Source organism: Neisseria mucosa, assembly GCF_003044445.1.
GTDB classification, from domain to species: domain Bacteria; phylum Pseudomonadota; class Gammaproteobacteria; order Burkholderiales; family Neisseriaceae; genus Neisseria; species Neisseria mucosa_A.
This window is the reverse complement of record NZ_POWX01000013.1, coordinates 32,585-50,308: the sequence shown is the minus strand read 5'-3', so window position 1 is coordinate 50,308 and position 17,724 is coordinate 32,585. Positions and strand designations below refer to the sequence as shown.

Annotated in this window: 13 protein-coding genes and 2 pseudogenes; 7 read left to right on the top strand and 8 right to left on the bottom strand. The window is 49.7% G+C overall.

Annotation, left to right across the window (positions count from 1 at the left end):
• The first annotated feature begins 2 nt into the window (after positions 1–2).
• Together ispG and DBY90_RS13175 are read left to right on the top strand one after the other, a co-directional pair.
• Entirely contained in the window at positions 3–1,268 is a 1,266-nt protein-coding gene (ispG, locus tag DBY90_RS08395) for a flavodoxin-dependent (E)-4-hydroxy-3-methylbut-2-enyl-diphosphate synthase (protein WP_070492709.1), read from the top strand.
• A gap of 61 nt (positions 1,269–1,329) precedes the next feature.
• A pseudogene (locus DBY90_RS13175) lies at positions 1,330–1,437 on the top strand (IS5/IS1182 family transposase); the annotation flags it as partial.
• A gap of 188 nt (positions 1,438–1,625) precedes the next feature.
• Here the strand turns inward: DBY90_RS13175 and DBY90_RS08390 are convergent.
• Both DBY90_RS08390 and nirK read right to left on the bottom strand, forming a co-directional pair.
• Positions 1,626–2,378: a formylglycine-generating enzyme family protein gene (locus DBY90_RS08390; RefSeq protein ID WP_070492721.1), complete on the bottom strand. Its 753-nt coding sequence runs from the start codon at positions 2,376–2,378 to the stop codon at positions 1,626–1,628.
• 420 nt (positions 2,379–2,798) lie between these two features.
• Positions 2,799–4,001, bottom strand: a complete 1,203-nt coding sequence (gene nirK, locus DBY90_RS08380) for a copper-containing nitrite reductase (protein ID WP_070490834.1) — start codon at positions 3,999–4,001, stop codon at positions 2,799–2,801.
• Positions 4,002–4,475: 474 nt separating this feature from the next.
• Between nirK and DBY90_RS08375 the strand changes: the two genes are divergently transcribed.
• Positions 4,476–6,731 (top strand): nitric-oxide reductase large subunit, encoded by a 2,256-nt coding sequence (locus DBY90_RS08375; protein WP_070490832.1) that lies wholly within the window; start codon positions 4,476–4,478, stop codon positions 6,729–6,731.
• 127 nt (positions 6,732–6,858) lie between these two features.
• Here the strand turns inward: DBY90_RS08375 and DBY90_RS13370 are convergent, their stop codons facing one another.
• The 4 genes from DBY90_RS13370 to DBY90_RS08360 all read right to left on the bottom strand — a co-directional run bounded on the left by DBY90_RS13370 (position 6,859) and on the right by DBY90_RS08360 (position 11,704).
• Positions 6,859–7,839, bottom strand: a complete 981-nt coding sequence (locus DBY90_RS13370) for a PBECR3 domain-containing polyvalent protein (protein WP_267894291.1) — start codon at positions 7,837–7,839, stop codon at positions 6,859–6,861.
• Between the two features lie 105 nt (positions 7,840–7,944).
• Positions 7,945–8,118, bottom strand: coding sequence for a hypothetical protein (locus DBY90_RS13360; protein ID WP_234405122.1), 174 nt, complete (start codon positions 8,116–8,118; stop codon positions 7,945–7,947).
• A gap of 115 nt (positions 8,119–8,233) precedes the next feature.
• Positions 8,234–10,471, bottom strand: a complete 2,238-nt coding sequence (locus tag DBY90_RS08365; protein ID WP_411713478.1) for a TonB-dependent hemoglobin/transferrin/lactoferrin family receptor — start codon at positions 10,469–10,471, stop codon at positions 8,234–8,236.
• 234 nt (positions 10,472–10,705) lie between these two features.
• A complete protein-coding gene (locus DBY90_RS08360; protein ID WP_107986990.1) occupies positions 10,706–11,704 on the bottom strand; it encodes a Slam-dependent surface lipoprotein in 999 nt (332 codons plus the stop codon).
• Positions 11,705–12,265: 561 nt separating this feature from the next.
• Here DBY90_RS08360 and DBY90_RS08355 point away from each other — a divergent pair.
• The gene (locus DBY90_RS08355; protein WP_070492404.1) at positions 12,266–13,807 is read left to right on the top strand and encodes a surface lipoprotein assembly modifier; all 1,542 of its coding nucleotides are present in this window, start codon (positions 12,266–12,268) and stop codon (positions 13,805–13,807) included.
• Positions 13,808–14,033: 226 nt separating this feature from the next.
• Positions 14,034–14,525: a transcription elongation factor GreB gene (gene greB / locus DBY90_RS08350; RefSeq protein WP_039407314.1), complete on the top strand. Its 492-nt coding sequence runs from the start codon at positions 14,034–14,036 to the stop codon at positions 14,523–14,525.
• A gap of 113 nt (positions 14,526–14,638) precedes the next feature.
• Here greB and rpsO read toward each other — a convergent pair whose 3' ends face one another.
• Entirely contained in the window at positions 14,639–14,908 is a 270-nt protein-coding gene (gene rpsO / locus DBY90_RS08345; RefSeq protein ID WP_016687799.1) for a 30S ribosomal protein S15, read from the bottom strand.
• Positions 14,909–15,150: 242 nt separating this feature from the next.
• Between rpsO and DBY90_RS08340 the strand changes: the two are divergent.
• A pseudogene (locus DBY90_RS08340) lies at positions 15,151–15,261 on the top strand (IS5/IS1182 family transposase); the annotation flags it as partial.
• 229 nt (positions 15,262–15,490) lie between these two features.
• Positions 15,491–15,976 (top strand): disulfide bond formation protein B, encoded by a 486-nt coding sequence (locus DBY90_RS08335; RefSeq protein WP_070492405.1) that lies wholly within the window; start codon positions 15,491–15,493, stop codon positions 15,974–15,976.
• A 60-nt stretch (positions 15,977–16,036) separates the two neighbouring features.
• Here the strand turns inward: DBY90_RS08335 and DBY90_RS08330 are convergent, their stop codons facing one another.
• On the bottom strand, positions 16,037–17,455 hold the full coding sequence (locus DBY90_RS08330) for an alanine/glycine:cation symporter family protein (protein ID WP_070492406.1): 1,419 nt from the start codon (positions 17,453–17,455) through the stop codon (positions 16,037–16,039).
• Positions 17,456–17,724 lie beyond the last annotated feature (269 nt).

Genomic DNA, 17,724 nt, shown 5'->3' with positions numbered 1-17,724 from the left:
AGATGAACACACCCAAACGCCGTCGAACCCATCAAGTACAAATTGATCATCTCATCGTCGGTTCAGACGCACCCGTTGTCGTTCAATCGATGACCAATACCGACACCGCCGATGCAGAAGCGACCGCTCTGCAAGTCAAAGAATTGAGTGATGCAGGCTCAGAAATGGTGCGTATTACCGTCAATAGCCCCGAAGCCGCATCCAAAGTTGCCGAAATCCGCCAGCGTTTGGACGACATGGGGTACACCACACCGCTGATTGGCGACTTCCATTTCAACGGCGAACGCCTGTTGGCAGAATTTCCCGAATGCGGCAAAGCCTTGTCCAAATACCGTATTAACCCCGGCAATGTCGGCAAAGGCGCAAAAGGCGATGAAAAATTTGCCTATATGATTCGGACTGCCGCCGAAAACAATAAAGCTGTCCGCATCGGCGTCAACTGGGGCTCTCTGGACCAAAGCCTTGCCAAGCGCATGATGGATGCCAATCTGGCGTCTTCCTCTCCAAAACCGCCCGAAGAAGTCATGAAAGAAGCCTTGATTATTTCGGCGCTGGAGTCTGCTGAAAAAGCCGTTTTGTTAGGTTTGCCCGAAGACAAAATCATCTTGTCGTGCAAAGTCAGCTCTGTTCAGGATTTGATTCAAGTTTACCGCGAGCTGGGCAGCCGTTGCCAATATCCGCTCCACTTAGGCTTGACGGAAGCAGGCATGGGCAGCAAAGGCATTGTCGCCTCTACCGCCGCCTTGGCCGTACTGCTTCAAGAAGGCATCGGCGACACCATCCGTATTTCGCTTACCCCCGAACCCGGCAGCTCGCGCACGCAGGAAGTCATCGTCGGTCAGGAAATCCTGCAAACCATGGGACTGCGCTCGTTTACCCCCATGGTTACTGCCTGCCCTGGTTGTGGACGTACCACCAGCACAGTCTTCCAAGAGCTTGCCCAAGACGTACAAAATTACCTGCGCCAAAAAATGACCGTATGGCGCACTGTTTACCCCGGTGTGGAATCTTTAAACGTTGCCGTCATGGGCTGCGTTGTTAACGGACCGGGCGAAAGCAAACTGGCAGACATCGGCATCAGCCTGCCCGGAACCGGCGAAACCCCTGTTGCACCGGTTTATGTTGACGGGGAGCGCAAAGTAACTTTAAAAGGCGACAACATCGCAGCTGAATTCTTGGAAATTGTCGAAGAATACGTCAAAACCAACTATTGCGAAGGCGGTGCAAAACGCAGTCAAAATCGTATCATCCCGATACAGTCAGCTTGATAGGCATGAATAAAGGTTGTCTGAAAAACATTCAGACGACCTTTTGGTTTGCTAGTATATTTATAGTGGATTAACTTTAAATCAGGACAAGGCGACAAAGCCGTAGACAGTACAAATAGTACGGCAAGGCGAGGCAACGCCGTACTGGTTTAAATTTAATCCACTATATTAATGAAAATTAGGAAGAGGTAGAGTGACAGCCCAGTTGCTTAGAATATTCAGTCCGTTAGAAACTTGGTCATGCTAAATTTGTTAGGCGCGAGGTTCTATACAATCGCTATTTTCAAATCAACTTCAAACTCAAAAAAAAGGCGATACCTTTCAGTACCGCCAAAGCTGCTTTGGTGATGAAACCGGTTATTTCGCGCACCGAAAACCCAGGTTGTGCAGGACGTATTTGGACTGCAGGCTAGTGCGTATGCCGTAGCGCAGGAAAGCGGCGTAATTCGAAGGGTCGCTGGAACCTACGGATGCACCGCTGCAAAACATTTGCGTATCGGCATTGCCTGACGCCAGCAGGCTGCTGTTGAAGTCTTCCGTCCATTCCCAAATCAGGCCGTGCATATCATAAATGCCCCAGTAGTTGGGTTTGCTTTTGCCGACGTCATGCAAGCCGTTTCTGCCGCCGTCTGCATACCAGTCAAGAATGGTGCGGTTGTAGCCGGGTTCGGCAGAACCGTTTTTCTGAGTGGCGGAGGCGAGTCCGGCAAATTCCCACTGGTCTATGGTCGGCAGGCGTTTGCCTTGTGAAGTACAGTAGGCGTTGGCGGCAAACCAAGATACGTTGGTTACCGGATATTTCAGTTCGTTGGGTTTGGGCGCGTAGCTGTTGCTGCCGGTTTTAACCCAGTGTTTGAGGTAGGCAGGTTCGGCTTGTTTGGAGCTGACTTTGCCTTTTTGCCACTGCGGGTGTTTTTTGACAAACTCTGCAAATTCGGCATTGGTAACGGGATATTTGTCGATTTGGAAGGGTTTGACTTTAATGAGGCTTGTTTCTTTCTTCAGATAGAGCGGGCGGTAGCTGCCGCCTTCAACTTTTGCCATTTCGGCCGCCGCTGCACTGCCGCTTGCGACAAGGGTAAAGAAGGCGAGGAGTGGTATGAGTTTCATAACGGGCTTTCTCATCTGAATACGGAGTATTAGGCTCTGATTATATAGCGAAACCGGATAAAAATCCTTAAAAGCCGTCTGATTATTGTGCTTTGGGCTTGTCGGTTCGTGCATATAGTGGATTAACTTTAAACCAGTACGGCGTTGCCTCGCCTTAGCTCAAAGAGAACGATTCTCTAAGGTGCTGAAGCACCAAGTGAATCGGTTCCGTACTATCTGTACTGTCTGCGGCTTCGTCGCCTTGTCCTGATTTAAATTTAATCCACTATACTTGAAACTGGTTTTTCAGACGACCTTCGATACTTGATAGGTCGTCTGAAAAACCAATCTTTCGATTGGTTGTGGAAGAAAGCCACTGTTGTCCTTGCATCAGCCGGAACAGCAGTGGCTTTTTTCTGTCTCTACGCCGAGATGACTGGATTAGTAGCCGCCTTTACCTGCAGATGCTGCGGAAGCAGGCGCTGCTGCGGAAGATGCAGGGGCAGCCGGAGCTGAAGCGGCAGGGGCTGAAGCTGCACCGCTACCTGCATAGGCTTTGTCTTCCAGTTTTTTGGTCATGATTTCAGGGTTCTCTGCGCCCTCTACTTTCAATTGACCCAAAGCACCTTTGTTGAACGCACGGAAGAGAGAGTGGTCAACCACAGTGTAGCTGCCCGGGATGTCGGCTTTAAATTCGACAATCGCTGCACCACCGGCAGGAATCAGGGTACTTTGTACGTTTTCGTTGATCAGTTTGCCAGCTTCTACGTAAACTTTGTCGAAGATCTCACCGATAACGTGGAAGGAAGATACCAAGTTAGGACCACCGTTACCCACGTACATACGAACGGTTTCGCCTGCTTTGGCTTTCAGGGCGTTGTCGCCGGCGATAGCGCCTACGTGACCGTTAAATACAACGTATTCAGGTTGCTCGGCGATGGCTTTGTCCATATCGAACGGTTGCAGGCCTTGCGCACCTTTTTTACCTTTGGTGTAGAAGTCGCCTTGTACGATGTAGAACTCTTTGTCCACTTTAGGCAGACCTTCTTTAGGTTCAACCAAAATCAGACCGTACATACCGTTGGCAATGTGCATACCGACAGGGGCAACGGCACAGTGGTAGATATACAGACCGGGTTGCAGGGCTTTGAAGCTGAATGTAGAAGTACGGCCCGGAGCAGTGAAGCTGGCTTCTGCACCACCGCCTGGACCGGTTGCAGCGTGGAAGTCAACATTGTGCGGTACAGTAGAAGACGGGTTGTTAGAGAATTCGACTTCTACGGTGTCGCCTTCGCGTACGCGGATCATGCGGCCCGGAACGTCGCCGTTAAATGTCCAATAGTGGTATTCCACGCCATCGTCCATTTTCATGGTTTTTTCGATGGTTTCCATTTTGACGCGTACACGTGCAGGATGGTCGCGGTCGATAGCAGGCGGAACTTCAGGAGCGTGGGTAGTTACCGCATCAATAACAGGCAGATCGGCTGCAGGAGTTTCAGCAGCAGCCTGAGTGCTGGAAGCAGGAGCTTCGGCAGTTGCAGTAGCGGAAGCGGTTTGCTCGGCAGGTTTTTGGGCAGCTTGCTCACCACAAGCGGCTAAAGCAAAAACTGAAGCAATGATTGCAGCTAAAGCTTGGTGTTTCATAGTTGTCATTTCCTTTAGTAATTATCTAAGAAGGTTAGGGTAATTTCTCAAACTCTGTTATCTGCGGTATACCGCTTTTAGCTCTTTCAAACTTTCATATTTAGGTCGTCTGAAAAGGCATCTCTTGTGAACTTTTGTAGGATTATGTAGCCGGTTTTACCGCTATATCTTGACTTAAATCAATTAATTCATTAAAGATGAACTTTTACTACCTAATTTAATACTCAATTAATACTTAATAATTAGATAAAACTACATCAAATCGTCTATTATTATTCACATGTTTTATCCGATTCTTTACAAAAATGCCATTGTATTTTTGAGAATAAGAATTATTATTGACTATATCCCTGTTTTTTAAAGATTGTTGTTAAGAGAATATTTCTTTTGCCTGAAAAGAGTGCTACAATCTTTAACATTCATATAGTATGAATTTATAAGCAACCACTTTTTACCAAAATAAGGAGTTCTGAAATGGGACAGTACAAGAAGTTATGGTACTTGCTGTTTGCCGTCCTGGCAGTCTGCTTTACCATTCTTGGCTACATGGGCAGCGAGGTCTATAAAAAAGCCCCGCCTTATCCTGAAAGAGTCGTTTCGGCATCAGGCACGCAGCTGATGACCAAAGACGATATTTTGGCAGGTCAATCAGCTTGGCAAACCACCGGCGGTATGGAAGTCGGTTCCGTATTGGGACACGGCGCATACCAAGCTCCCGACTGGACAGCCGACTGGCTGCACCGCGAGCTGGCCGCATGGTTGGATTTGACCGCGCAAGAGACTTACGGCAAAAAATTCGACGAAGTTTCTCCCGAAGAACAAGCCGTGCTGAAAACCCGCCTTGCCGACGAATACCGCAATCAAAGCCGTATTAAAGAAGACGGCAGCGTCGTCATCAGCGACACCCGTGTCAAAGCCATTGAGAGCATCCTGCCTTACTACCACGGCGTATACGGCGATGATCCCGCCCTTCAGAAAACACGCGAACACTTCGCAATGAAAAACAACACATTGCCAAGTAAAGAAGCGCGTGAAAAACTGTTCAACTTCTTCTTCTGGACTTCATGGTCTGCTTCGACCAACCGTCCCGACGAAACTTTCACCTACACCAACAACTGGCCGCACGAGCCTTTGATCAACAACGTACCGACTACTGAAAACTATATGTGGTCGTTCACCAGCGTTGTATTGCTCTTGATGGGTATCGGCTTGCTGATGTGGGGTTACTCCTTCCTGACCAAACACGAAGAAGTAGAAGTTCCGACTGAAGACCCGATTTCCAAAGTACAACTGACTCCTTCCCAAAAAGCATTGGGCAAATACGTCTTCCTGACAGTTGCCCTGTTTGTGGTACAAGTGTTGCTGGGCGGTCTGACCGCGCACTACACCGTCGAAGGTCAAGGTTTCTACGGCATCGACGAAGCACTGGGCTTCGAAATGTCCGACTGGTTCCCTTACGCATTGACCCGTACTTGGCACATCCAATCCGCCATCTTCTGGATTGCAACCGGCTTCCTGACAGCAGGTCTGTTCTTGGCGCCGATTGTTAACGGCGGCAAAGATCCCAAGTTCCAACGCGCCGGCGTGAACTTCCTCTACATCGCCCTGTTCATCGTAGTCGGCGGTTCTTACGCAGGTAACTTCTTCGCCCTGACCCACGTCCTTCCGCCACAATTCAACTTCTGGTTCGGACACCAAGGTTACGAATACCTCGATTTGGGTCGTTTCTGGCAACTCCTGCTGATGGTCGGTCTGTTGTTGTGGCTGTTCCTGATGTTGCGCTGCACCGTCTCCGCCTTTAAAGAAAAAGGCGTGGACAAAAACCTGCTGGCAATCTTCGTTGCCTCCATGGTCGGTGTCGGCGTGTTCTACGCACCCGGTCTGTTCTACGGCGAAAAATCCCCGATTGCCGTCATGGAATACTGGCGCTGGTGGGTAGTTCACCTGTGGGTAGAAGGCTTCTTCGAAGTATTCGCTACCGCAGCCTTTGCCTTCATCTTCTACAACATGGGCTTCGTCCGCCGCAGTACCGCTACCGCATCCACTCTGGCTGCCGCCGCCATCTTCATGTTGGGCGGTATCCCGGGTACGCTGCACCACCTGTACTTCTCCGGCTCTACCTCCGCCTCTATGGCAATCGGCGCCTGCTTCTCCGCATTGGAAGTCGTACCGCTGGTATTGCTGGGTCGTGAAGCTTACGAACACTGGTCTTACCAACACCTGTCCGACTGGGCGAAACGCCTGCGTTGGCCGCTGATGTGCTTCGTAGCAGTTGCCTTCTGGAACATGATCGGTGCTGGCGTATTCGGCTTCCTGATTAACCCGCCGATTTCCCTGTTCTACATCCAAGGTCTGAACACTACCGCAGTTCACGCACACGCAGCCTTGTTCGGTGTGTACGGCTTCTTGGCACTGGGCTTCGTATTACTGGTTGCCCGCTACCTGAAACCAAATGCACATTTCGACGACAAACTCATGACTTGGGGCTTCTGGCTGCTCAACGGCGGCTTGGTCGGCATGATCGTCGTCAGCCTGCTGCCTGTCGGCGCGATCCAAGCATACGCTTCCATCACTCATGGCCTGTGGTATGCCCGTAGCGAAGAATTCCTGCAAATGGAAATCCTCGACACCCTGCGCTGGGTACGCACAGCAGCTGACTTGATCTTCATCGGCGGTGCAATCTGCGTAGCCATCCAAGCAACCAAAATCGTATTCAGCCGCGATAAATAAATCCTAGCTTGAATACCATGCAAAAGGTCGTCTGAAAATTTTCAGACGACCTTTTCTTTTGGAAGATAGAAGAAACTTGATGGAGAGTTGCCTGAAAGGGGGGCAGCTTAGCTTGGTTCATGCTCGCTCACGCCTTATTATCAGACAACGGAGTCATGTCGTTGATGTATTGGGTTTGCTGAATCTGCTCGTCGCCGGCAAACATTCGGTCAAACACGCTGCGGACTTCATCGGTCAATTTGACATTCAGGTTTTTCAGTGAGTGATATACCTGTTTCAACCATGAACGGAAACGGCGGAACAACCCGCGCAATTCTTCGCTTGGTGCTTTGCCCTCATACAGGTAGGCTTCAAAACCGCGCGCCCATTTCTCGTGATTCTCGCGCTGCTCGTTCAGGCTCATTGCGTCCCATGCGGCAAGGTCTTTCACGTCGAACCAATCTAAGGTCGTCTGAACGTCGGACAGGAATTGCCGTTCCTGCTCGGTCAGGTTTTCAGAAGGCTTGGCGGTCAGGTCGCGGGCGATGCGGGTATTCGTTTCAAGGAAGAAATGCCCAAGCTCGTGAACGAATGTAGAAGCGTCGGCGTTTTTCAACAGGGCGATCAGGTTATGTTCGCGGCTGAACATTCCGCGGTCTGCGCCGCCTTGATACAGTATGTCTTGATTGGTGTCGGCGTTGGGGGTAGAATTTGAGTCGTGGGATATGCCCCCTTCCGCTTCGGGCGTTAGGGCTAGGGACACGGCGTGTTGCAGCACGTCTTGGGCATTGGCTGATTGGGGATACTTCCACATAGAAACGGTGCGTAAATCGCGCCGTTTTTTGCTGCTGTCGGCAAGATACACAATCAACCCATCGTCAAACTGTTTTGCAAATGCAAAGCGTCTATTGTTTGTCCCCGGTATATCTTCATATGCAACATCATCATAATCACGCAAAATGTCGCCTATCTTTTGGATGTCTTTTTCCGTAATGGCAACCTGCCCACGGTTCGCTTCTGTTTGGGCGTTACCATGCTGATTTTTAATATGCTTAACCGCTGAACGGTCGATTGAATATGAATATCCGTGCAGTTCGGGAAACGTATTTTCTGTCTTACTTCCAGTCATTTCCGTGAAAATAGTGTATGCATTGCTTGTGCCGTTCCACAAATCCGCCGCGTCCTGCGGGTTTTCGCTATGCACCCATCCGCGCGGCGGGTTGCTTGCTAATGCTTAATTCAATACGCCGTCGTCAATTAGGCTTTCTCCGACCACGTTCAAGCCGCCGTATGCCGCATCAAAATCACGGATTCCCATATTCAGACGACCTGCAAGGGTTTCGATTTCGCGGGCGTACAGTGTTGCATTAGCTTCAGCCTGCGTCTTGTTCATTATTTGTTGTTTCATTCCATAAACGTTTGTTGAGAATTTAGCCTGCCGATTGTTGTGTAGCAATAGGAAAAGGTCGTCTGAAACTTGGATTTCAAGTTTCAGACGACCTTTCTTGTTACTTCAAACGCTTTTAGAACTTGGCTTCAAGCGTGAAGTTGTAGCTTCTGCCCGGAGAAGTGAAGCGTTCTATACCGGCATGGGTTTTGTTGTCGACGCGGTTGACTGTGCCGAATTCGCGGATGCTGCGCAGCGATTCCCAAGTATAGTATTTTTTGTTGCCGATGTTGTACGCACCGGCGCGCAGGGTGAAGTATTTGCCCAAGTTGACGTAGCCTGTCAGGTCGAAAAGCGTATAGGCTTTGCTGTGCTTGGCAAAAGGCCAGGGATTGTTCAAATCATCACTGCTGTGGACGGTGTCAGACGGTTTTTTAGCTGCGGTGTGGGTCAGGTATGCGTTGATGCCCCAGCGTTTGGAAGGAGCATCATAGCCCAGGTTGTAAACGGCAGACCACGGGGAAAGGGCGTTAATCGGGGTTTCCTGTCCGTTGGTCTGTTTGGCTTTGCCTTTGATGTAGCTGACGTTGACACCTGCGTGCGTGCCTTGCGGCAAACCGATGCTGTCAAGGTTCCATGTGCCGTTAAATTCCAAACCTTTCGCCCATGCGGAGGAACGGTTTTGGTTTTGCCAAACGGGTGAGCTGACCAATGCGGTACCGTCGGAAATCGGCGCATAATTAGGGCTGTTGGGGTTGTCTGAGGACACACCCATGTAGGTCAGCTCGATAAAGTTGCGGTAGCGGGTTTGGAAGCCGGAGAGTTTAAAGTTTCCGGCTTTGCCACTGCCGGCAAGTCCCAGCTCGAAGTTTTTGGCGGTTTCCGCCTTCAGGTTAGGATTGGCTTTAAGGTAGAAGTCAGGATGCGGGAACAATAGCCAGGTTTCGTCTGAAGTCGGCGCGCGGAAGCCAGTGCTATATTTTGCCAAAAGATTCAGACGCGGCGTGAATTTCCAGTCTAATCCTAAACCGTAGCTGAAACCGCTGTGTTTACGCTCGCTGCCGAGATAAGGAATTTGACCGCGGATGGCAGGAGTGTAGTTGGGATTGTCTTTGGCTTTGCTGCTGCTGTTGTCGTAGCGAAGCCCGGCATTGAGGCGGTATTGGCTGCTGTCGCCGAATTGGAATGTGTTGTTCCAGTAGGCAAAACGGTTTTTGGAGGAGCTTTCGACCAGCATAGTCAATTCTTGGTTGTTGGACGTTTGATATTTCGGGTCGTATAGGCGTACCCAATAGCTATGATCTCTATTGTCGTTGTCGTTTTGGGAACCACCCAATCCGTATTGCATTGCCCATACCAATTTGGAAAAGTCGATTTGTTTTTCAGCATCGGCACCAAATTGGGTATTTTTTTGACGGATGTTGCGGAACATATGGTACACGTCGCTGTTCACACCGCTGCGATTATAATCCGTCGGCAAGTCCCAGGTCCAAGTGCTCATGTCGATGGTTTGACGGTCGTAACGCAGGTTGAGGTTGTCCCATGGTCCTTTGTCAAGTTGGTTTTTGTATTCGAAACCTATGCGTTTACGGTAGGAGATGTCTTGGCGGGAACGGGTATCGCCTAGTGCCTCGCCTTTCCAGTTTGCCGCCCACATATTGGACAATTCAGTCGTCGTGCGATCGGTGCGTGAATCTTCGTAAATCCAGCCGATACGGTTTTTATCGTTGAAGTTGTAACCCAGTTTGAACAGGGTGCTTATGTTTTCCCAATTTTGAGGATCAGGTTTGCTGCGCGCTATGCCGCGACTGCCGTAGTTGGTACTGCCGGCATTCGGGCTCCAGCTTTGTTTGTTGTCGGTGATGACAGTATCGGCAGCATCGCTGTTGTTTTTGGTTTCTTTACCGAAGCGGCGGGTGTAGACCATCAATGCGTCCAGACCCAACCAGGTTCCTGCGGCGGTTATGCTGCTGAATTTTTGGCTGTTTCGTCCGATATAGCCGCCTTTAATGCCTAAATGGTAGGGCTTTTCTTCGGAAACATAGTCGCTTGCGGATTTGGTTTTATAGTTGACGGCACCGCCCAATGCGCCGCTGCCGGATTTAAGCGAGTCCGCGCCTTTGTTGAGGGTAACTTCGGAAAAGTTTTCCGGCTCGGAAGTGTTGCGGTTGGCATTGAAGTTGCCGTATGCGCCGAACAACTCTTGGAATGCTTCAGACGACCTGCTTTCTGCTTGTGCCAGTCCGTCCACGTTGATGGCAACGCGGTCTTTGTCGACACCGCGTATGGTAAAACCGTTGGAACCGGAGCGTCCGCCTTCGACGACGCTGATGCCCGGATCGTAGCGCACCAAGTCGCTTTCGTCGGACACCATCTGTTTGTCCAATGCCTGACGGCGGACTTTCTCTTCACCGAGTTTTTGGACTTTGCGGCCGCCGATAACTTTGACTTCATTCAAGTCCTGATGGGCTTGTGGTACGGGGTCGGCAGCGAAGGCAGGGAAAGTTTGGCTGACAATAGCTGCCAGCAGTACAGGTTTAAAATGGAAGGACATTTTTTGCCTCTCAATATATATTGATTATCTATTATTGGAATGCTTGATGTGCAGTTACTGGCTGACAGGTGTCAAGCTTGTATCTGTCGTATTGTGGTCTGATGAATTTTCTACGCCGCCAAATACAGTATCTAACGATTTGTCAGCATCGAAGGTTACTTTGCCGCCTATGCTGACCTCTGTTTTATAACTGCTATTGAACTGACCGAAGAATTTCCCTTCGACTTTGCCGTTTTTGCCGTCGGATTCGGCAGTGCCCGAGAAATCAACGCCGTTGATGTCAACATCTTTCATCACAACATCCGGACCGTAATCCGCATTACCCAAGATTGTGCCGCCGAGTTTGTTGTTGTTGAAATTGGCTGTCAGCAGTGAAAGCTTGGGAGCGATTTTTTCAGACAGCTTATTGGTGTTTTTGGGATCGTAGGTAGAGGTAACGAAATTGCCGTTGCGGACGCGTACTGCCCAAACTTCGTATGTAGTCTTACCTTTTGCCACAGTACTGTCTGACGGAGTGTAATAAGACGGTTTCGTCGTGCCGACAGGTTTGCCGCCGACAAACAGGTCTGCCGTACCGTCTGCACTTATCCATGCGCCGAATTTGAGGTGGTCATGTTTGGTTGCCGGGGCATAGGTGAACTGCCCAGAACTACTGCAACAGACAAACAGCTTACCGCCTTCAGACAAAGGTTGCCCTTCGTGGCGGGTACGCAGGGCATAAGATGGGCTGAAAGAGTCGGGGACAATCGGATCGGAATATGAGCTGATGTTGTAATAGTTGCCCGAAGGGGTTCGATAGACATATTGCTTATCGGTATAGCTGCTGCCCCATGATGTTTTTACTTCGAGCTCCGCTTCATGCAGGCTGCCGCCTTTACCGGAAAGGGTGTTGATGGTCTTTATTGCATTGCTCTCATCACTCAGCTTGACATTGGCGATAGGCTGCGCCGTAGGTATGGCAACGGGGACTTTGGGTTCGGATGCGCCTCCTCCAGCGCAGGCAGTCAGAATAAGGGTCGCTGCCGCAGAAATCGCGGGTACTTTGATTTTCATGATGAATCTCTCTTAATATTGATGTTTTATAAATTAATGATAAGGATTACCAATTTTGTTGTAATATTTTGTAATAATTATGGCGTTTTGGCAATATCCGCGCGGAGTTTTTATGATTTCTGAAGTAAATATTAAGAAATAAATCAATTAATGACATAGAGTTGAATATTTGTTATAAATATCTGATTTGATATTGTTATCTATTACTGATGAAGAATATCGGGTGATAGTGTAATCAAACTATTGCTTTGGATTCGCAAGATATATTGCAGGCGTGTTTAGTGGGTTGGCTTGATTAATCCTATGAATCTACTAATGAATAACATTTGAATAATTTATAAGACCATAAAAATAAATCAGTTATGTTTGTTTTGGAAATTTACCTCTATAATGCTGCATCTTAATGCGAATCTGTTGCTTTTACGCAAAAATAAGGTCGTCTGAAAAGTTTCAGACGACCTTTGACAGCCATAAATCCCTGACTGGGGGAATCAGTAGGGCATGGTAGTTTGCATTTGGCTACCCCTGTGATATACACACATATATTTCGGATGATTTTGAATGTTAAGAATAAAACAAAAAATAGTTTCGGCATCTTTGTGTTGCCTGTTGCCTTCCGCAGTCTTGGCTCAATTGCCCGAAGGTGGTGTCCGGCAGGATGCGCCTTCTCAGGATGCTGCCGTACAAGTGCAGCAAAAACAATGGCTGAATATTTTGTCCGAAGAAGAAAGGTCGTCTGAAAAGAATGAGAATGTCGGCGAACCGACTGTGGTCGGCGATGATTTTTTAGCGGCAAACCCGCATATTCTTGAGGACGCGCTGATTCAAGCACTGAACGGCAATAGCGCAGATTTGGTTTCTTCGCTTGCCGCACTTTACCGCAAACAGCCCAACCACAATCCCAAGCTGATTGCACGTGCCGATGCTTTGCTGGCAAAGTTGAAAGGGCGGACTTCCGAAGCGGTCGAACGTTATCGTACCCTTTATGAATCCGACGTTTCAGACGACCGTATATTGTTGGATTTAGCGGCGGTAGAGTTTCAGGATTATCGTTTGGGCGAAGCAGCGGCGCATTTCCGCCATGCCGCGCAGCGCGATATACCTGCCCCCGTTTTGGAAAACGTCAAACGCTTTCAAGAAGCCGTCAAGCGGCAGACAGAATGGAAATGGTCTGGTGGAATCAGTCCCGTGCATCGCGATAACGCCAACAACGCTGCTCCGCGTTATTGCATCGAAACAAGGGGGCAAACCGCATGCAGCGTTACTTTGCCCGTCAGTGCCAACGGCTTGAATTACGAATTGAACACCGAAAAACTCACCCCGTTGTACGGGCATCACGCCGTCAAATTCCGCGCCAACCTCAGCGGAACGAGCTATTTTTTTGACCGCCAATCGGCTTACGACGATGCGTTCGGCAGGGCTTATTTGGGCTGGCAGCGCAAGGACGGCAAACAAACCGTCAGCGTTTTACCGTTTTATCAGGTACAGTTGGCAGGCAGCAGCGAGTTTGACAGCAAAAAAGAAAACAACCGCCGCGCCGCGCCTTATATGCTGGCACACGGGGTCGGCGTACAGCTTTCGCATATGCTCAATCTCGGCAACGCGACACAACTTTATTACTCGCTGGAACGCTATCGCCAAAACTATCGGGAAACTGATCGTGCGCTGCGCAACGACGGTTGGCACGACAGTACCTATCTCTCCCTGGCGCGCCGTTTTGGCAGAATGACCCTGTTCGGTGGTTGGCAATACAACCGCTTTGTTCCTGAAAACAAAAACATACGCAATGCCGTCAACAATGCCGCCTACCGCCGCAACGGGTTCAATATAGGCTGGATACAGCAATGGCCGTTTCTGGGCGGGCTGAACAGCCGCCTGACCGCTTCATTTGCCAACCGCCGCTATAAAGGCATTATGGCATTCGGTATAGAGCCGCAACGCAACCGCGAGCGCTCCCTCTCCGTCAGCCTCAGTCATGACAAATTGTCCTATAAAGGCATCACGCCGACCTTGAATTACGGATACAGCCGTATCCGCAGCAATGCCCCTTATGCACGACGCAGCAGCCGTCAATGGTCGTTGGGAGCTGAATGGAATTTTTAAAAACAGCCTAAAATTCGAATACTTAATCAATAAAGGTCGTCTGAAAACGGGCATCGTAGTTTTTCAGACGACCTTTGCGGCATTTTCAAGCCGATGGATATGGTTTTGCAATCAAGATGGACAGCTTGAACCTTCCGTCTTAAGGACGGTAGAATCAGTCATTTCAATGCAGCAGTTCGAAGTTTTGTTGAAACTGCCGTATATCCTAAATAATCAGATATATATCATGAGTACCGAAACCAAAAACTACATTACGCCCGTTGGTTGGCAGGCGTTGAAAGACGAGCTGTATCAACTGGTCAATAAAGAACGTCCCGAAATCGTCCAAATCGTCAACTGGGCGGCAAGCAACGGCGACCGCAGCGAAAACGGTGACTATCTTTACGGCAAACGCCGTATGCGCGAAATCGACCGCCGCATCCGTTTTCTGACCAAGCGTTTGGAAGCCGCCGTCGTCGTTGATCCCGAATTGCGCGAAGCGACCGACCAAGTGTTTTTCGGCGCAACCGTCGGACTGTTGCGCGGCGACGGGCGCGAGCAAACCGTCAAAATCGTCGGCGTCGATGAAATCGATACCGCGCAAAACAAAATTTCTTGGATTTCCCCGTTGGCGCGTTGTTTGATTAAAGCGAGAGAAGGGGACGAAGTCATCTTGAATACACCGGAGGGGCGCGAGGAGATTGAGATTTTGTCGGTGGAATATATACGGATAGATTAAATCTCTCGTAAGCATAAGAGATAGGTCGTCTGAAAACTTTACCAATACGTTTTCAGACGACCTTTTCTATAAAAAAACACCGCTTTTGCAAGCGGTGTCCGGTAAAGCATAAATTATTTGCGCAGACCCAAGCGGGTGATCAGGTTGCGGTATGTATCAGGTTGGGTACGGCGCAAGTAAGACAACAGACGGCGACGTTGGCTAACCATTTTCAACAGACCGCGACGGCTGTGGTGGTCTTTAGGGTTGGCTTTGAAGTGAGGAGTCAGATCGTTGATGCGGAAAGTCAACAGAGCGACTTGTACTTCAGAAGAGCCGGTATCGCCTTCTTTGCGTTGGAAATCTTTAACAATTTGTGCTTTTTGTTCTACGGTCAATGCCATGATGGATAACTCCGAAAAATAAAAGAACCGTTATTCGGTTCGGACAAGTTTGACGAGCGCGAACCCGTTCAAACTCCTGAAGTCTTTTTGTGAAGACGGGCGGATTATGCCACAGTTTCATCTGTTTTGCACGGCTGAATCCTGTTTTTTATACGAAATTGTGGAAATGTCGTCTGAAAAAGTATCGAGGTGTGGCGTAAAGTATGCGCGAGAAGTTTTGATTCGGTGCATTTTATAGCAGCTTAAAATATAGTGGATTAAATTTAAATCAGGACAAGGCGACGAAGCCGCAGACAGTACAGATAGTACGGCAAGGTGAGGCAACGCCGTACTGGTTTAAAGTTAATCCACTATAGAAAACATTTTCATCATTCCTGTATAAGCGTGAATCCGGGCTTCTGATTTTGGCAAGATTCAGCGATTATTGCGGATTGCCGCCTGAACAGAAATGGCGACGAGGGTACTTTTTTGAATTTAAGCGAATGGGCAGGGCTTTTCGGGAAGGGATTGGTTTTGTAGTAAAATAGACGCTGATCGATGGCATGAAGAGGTCGTCTGAAATTTGCAAAGAGCTTTGATATTATGAATTTTTTTAGAAAAACAGCCTTGTTTTTGCTCGTTTTGTCCGTATTGGCTGCCTGCGGTTCGTTTGTTTCGCAATATGTTTTAGGGATGAATCCCTGCGTATTGTGCATCGTGCAGCGTTTGTGCGTATTGGCGGTCGGGGTGGCGGCTTTGCTGGCGGTATTTTTCCGCCAGTCTTCCAAAGTGGGGCGGACGTTTTCCGCTTTGCTTATCAGCGCGCCTGCGGTGTACGGGATAGGGACGGCGACTTATCAGTTGTGGTTGCAAAGCCTGCCGCCGGGTACGGCACCTTCCTGCGGTGCTCCGTGGACGTTCCGCCTGAAGGACTGGCCGTTGTTTGACTGGTTCGAACCCATCGTGCGCGGCTTTGGTAATTGCGCCGTACCGGATTATTTTTTGGGTATCGCGCTGCCGGTTTGGAGCATTGCTTATTTTTGTTTCGTTGTCGTATTGGTTTGGTTTGCTTGGTTGAAAACAAAATAAATGTTCGGAATTTAAAAAGGTCGTCTGAAAATTTTCAGACGACCTTTTTACGATTGCGGATTAAGCCTTGTCGTGGAATTCGTGGAATTCATATTGGTAGGACAAGTCTTTGCCGGCTTTTTTCTGTGCCAGATAATCGTCGTAAACGGCGCGGATTTCTTTGCGCAAGAGGAATAGGGCGATTAAGTTGGGGATGACCATGAAGCCGTTGAACATATCGGACAGGCTCCAAACCAAATCGACCTTACCCAGCGTGCCCAACACGATAGCCAGCAGCACGAGCGCGCGGTAAATGCCCAAGTGTTTGCCTCTGAAGAGGAAGCGGATGTTGGACTCGCCGAAGTAGTACCAGCCGATGATGGTGGTGAAGGCGAAAAAGGTCAGGCAGACGGCGAGCAGTTGCGAACCGAAGCCGGGGAAGGCTTTGCTGAAGGCGAATTGGGTCACCGCCGCGCCTTGTTCGCCGGAAAGGTTGGCATCGGTCAGGAGGATAATCAGCGCGGTGGCGGTGCAGACCAAGATGGTGTCGATGAATACGCCGATAAATGCCGCCAAGCCTTGTTGAACAGGGTGGTTCACGTCGGCGGTGGCGTGTGCGTGCGGTGTCGAACCCATACCCGCTTCGTTGGAGAACAAGCCGCGTGCCACGCCGAAACGGACGGCTTCGCGCATACCGATACCGGCTGCGCCGCCTAAAACGGCTTCAGGATTGAAGGCGGCAGTAAAGATGTGGTTGAACATCGGTATGATGTGGTCGGAGAATTTGAACAGGATAACGACGGCACACAAAATATAGATAATCGCCATAAACGGCACGACGAATTGGGCGATGTTGGCGATGCGGTTGACGCCGCCGACGATAATCATGCCCGCGAGGACGGCGAGGGCGATGCCCACTGCCAATGCCGGTACGTTAAAGGCGATGGTAACGGAGGAGGCGATGGAGTTCGCCTGCGTGGCGTTGCCGATAAAGCCCAGCGCGATAATCAGGGCGATGGAGAAGAAGCCCGATAAGAAACGCGCCGCGCCGCGCCCGATTTTCGGGGTCAGACCGTGCGTGATGTAGAACGCGGGACCACCGATGTATTTGCCGTGGCTGACGACGCGGTATTTTTGCGCGAGCAGGGCTTCGGCAAAAATCGTAGACATCCCCAAAACGGCGGAAAGCCACATCCAAAAAATCGCGCCCGGCCCGCCTGCGGTAATGGCGGTTGCCACACCGGCGACGTTGCCCGTGCCGATTTGTGCGGAGACGGCGACGGCGAGTGCTTGGAATTGCGACAAAGATTTATCGTCTTTGTCTTTTTGGGAAAACAAACCGCCGAAGACGGATTTAAACCCCGTCCCCAATTTGGTAATCTGCGGCGCGCCTAGATAGAGTGTGAAAAACAGGCCGATGCCCAAAAGGGCGTAAATCAGCATGTAATCCCACAGAATCAGATTGACTGCGCCCACCAGTGCAGACAATGTTTCTTCCATAATTACAAACCTTATATTGAAAAATGAACAGATGACGGCATTCTGCGGCGGTTACTCCGTTGAATGCCGTTGTGTCGGACGGCGCGGCGAGCAGGCCGGTTTCGTCCGTTTCGCCCCAAGTTGTCAACAATCCTGAAGCAGGTCTGCATGATACCGTAAACCTTTTGTGAGGCAAACGAAAAAAAGATCAGGTTTGGGCAAAGACAAGATTTTTGCGTTTTTCAGGCGCAGGCAGCGTTTTCAGACGACCCTTTGGCAGGATGAGGGTC

Coding starts and splice junctions, on each gene's coding strand:
- ispG (WP_070492709.1), top strand. CDS start 3: ATGAACACACCCAAACGCCGTCGAACCCATCAAGTACAAATTGATCAT.
- DBY90_RS08390 (WP_070492721.1), bottom strand. CDS start 2,378: ATGAAACTCATACCACTCCTCGCCTTCTTTACCCTTGTCGCAAGCGGC.
- nirK (WP_070490834.1), bottom strand. CDS start 4,001: ATGAAACACCAAGCTTTAGCTGCAATCATTGCTTCAGTTTTTGCTTTA.
- DBY90_RS08375 (WP_070490832.1), top strand. CDS start 4,476: ATGGGACAGTACAAGAAGTTATGGTACTTGCTGTTTGCCGTCCTGGCA.
- DBY90_RS13370 (WP_267894291.1), bottom strand. CDS start 7,839: ATGACTGGAAGTAAGACAGAAAATACGTTTCCCGAACTGCACGGATAT.
- DBY90_RS13360 (WP_234405122.1), bottom strand. CDS start 8,118: ATGAAACAACAAATAATGAACAAGACGCAGGCTGAAGCTAATGCAACA.
- DBY90_RS08365 (WP_411713478.1), bottom strand. CDS start 10,471: ATGGTGTCCGACGAAAGCGACTTGGTGCGCTACGATCCGGGCATCAGC.
- DBY90_RS08360 (WP_107986990.1), bottom strand. CDS start 11,704: ATGAAAATCAAAGTACCCGCGATTTCTGCGGCAGCGACCCTTATTCTG.
- DBY90_RS08355 (WP_070492404.1), top strand. CDS start 12,266: ATGTTAAGAATAAAACAAAAAATAGTTTCGGCATCTTTGTGTTGCCTG.
- greB (WP_039407314.1), top strand. CDS start 14,034: ATGAGTACCGAAACCAAAAACTACATTACGCCCGTTGGTTGGCAGGCG.
- rpsO (WP_016687799.1), bottom strand. CDS start 14,908: ATGGCATTGACCGTAGAACAAAAAGCACAAATTGTTAAAGATTTCCAA.
- DBY90_RS08335 (WP_070492405.1), top strand. CDS start 15,491: ATGAATTTTTTTAGAAAAACAGCCTTGTTTTTGCTCGTTTTGTCCGTA.
- DBY90_RS08330 (WP_070492406.1), bottom strand. CDS start 17,455: ATGGAAGAAACATTGTCTGCACTGGTGGGCGCAGTCAATCTGATTCTG.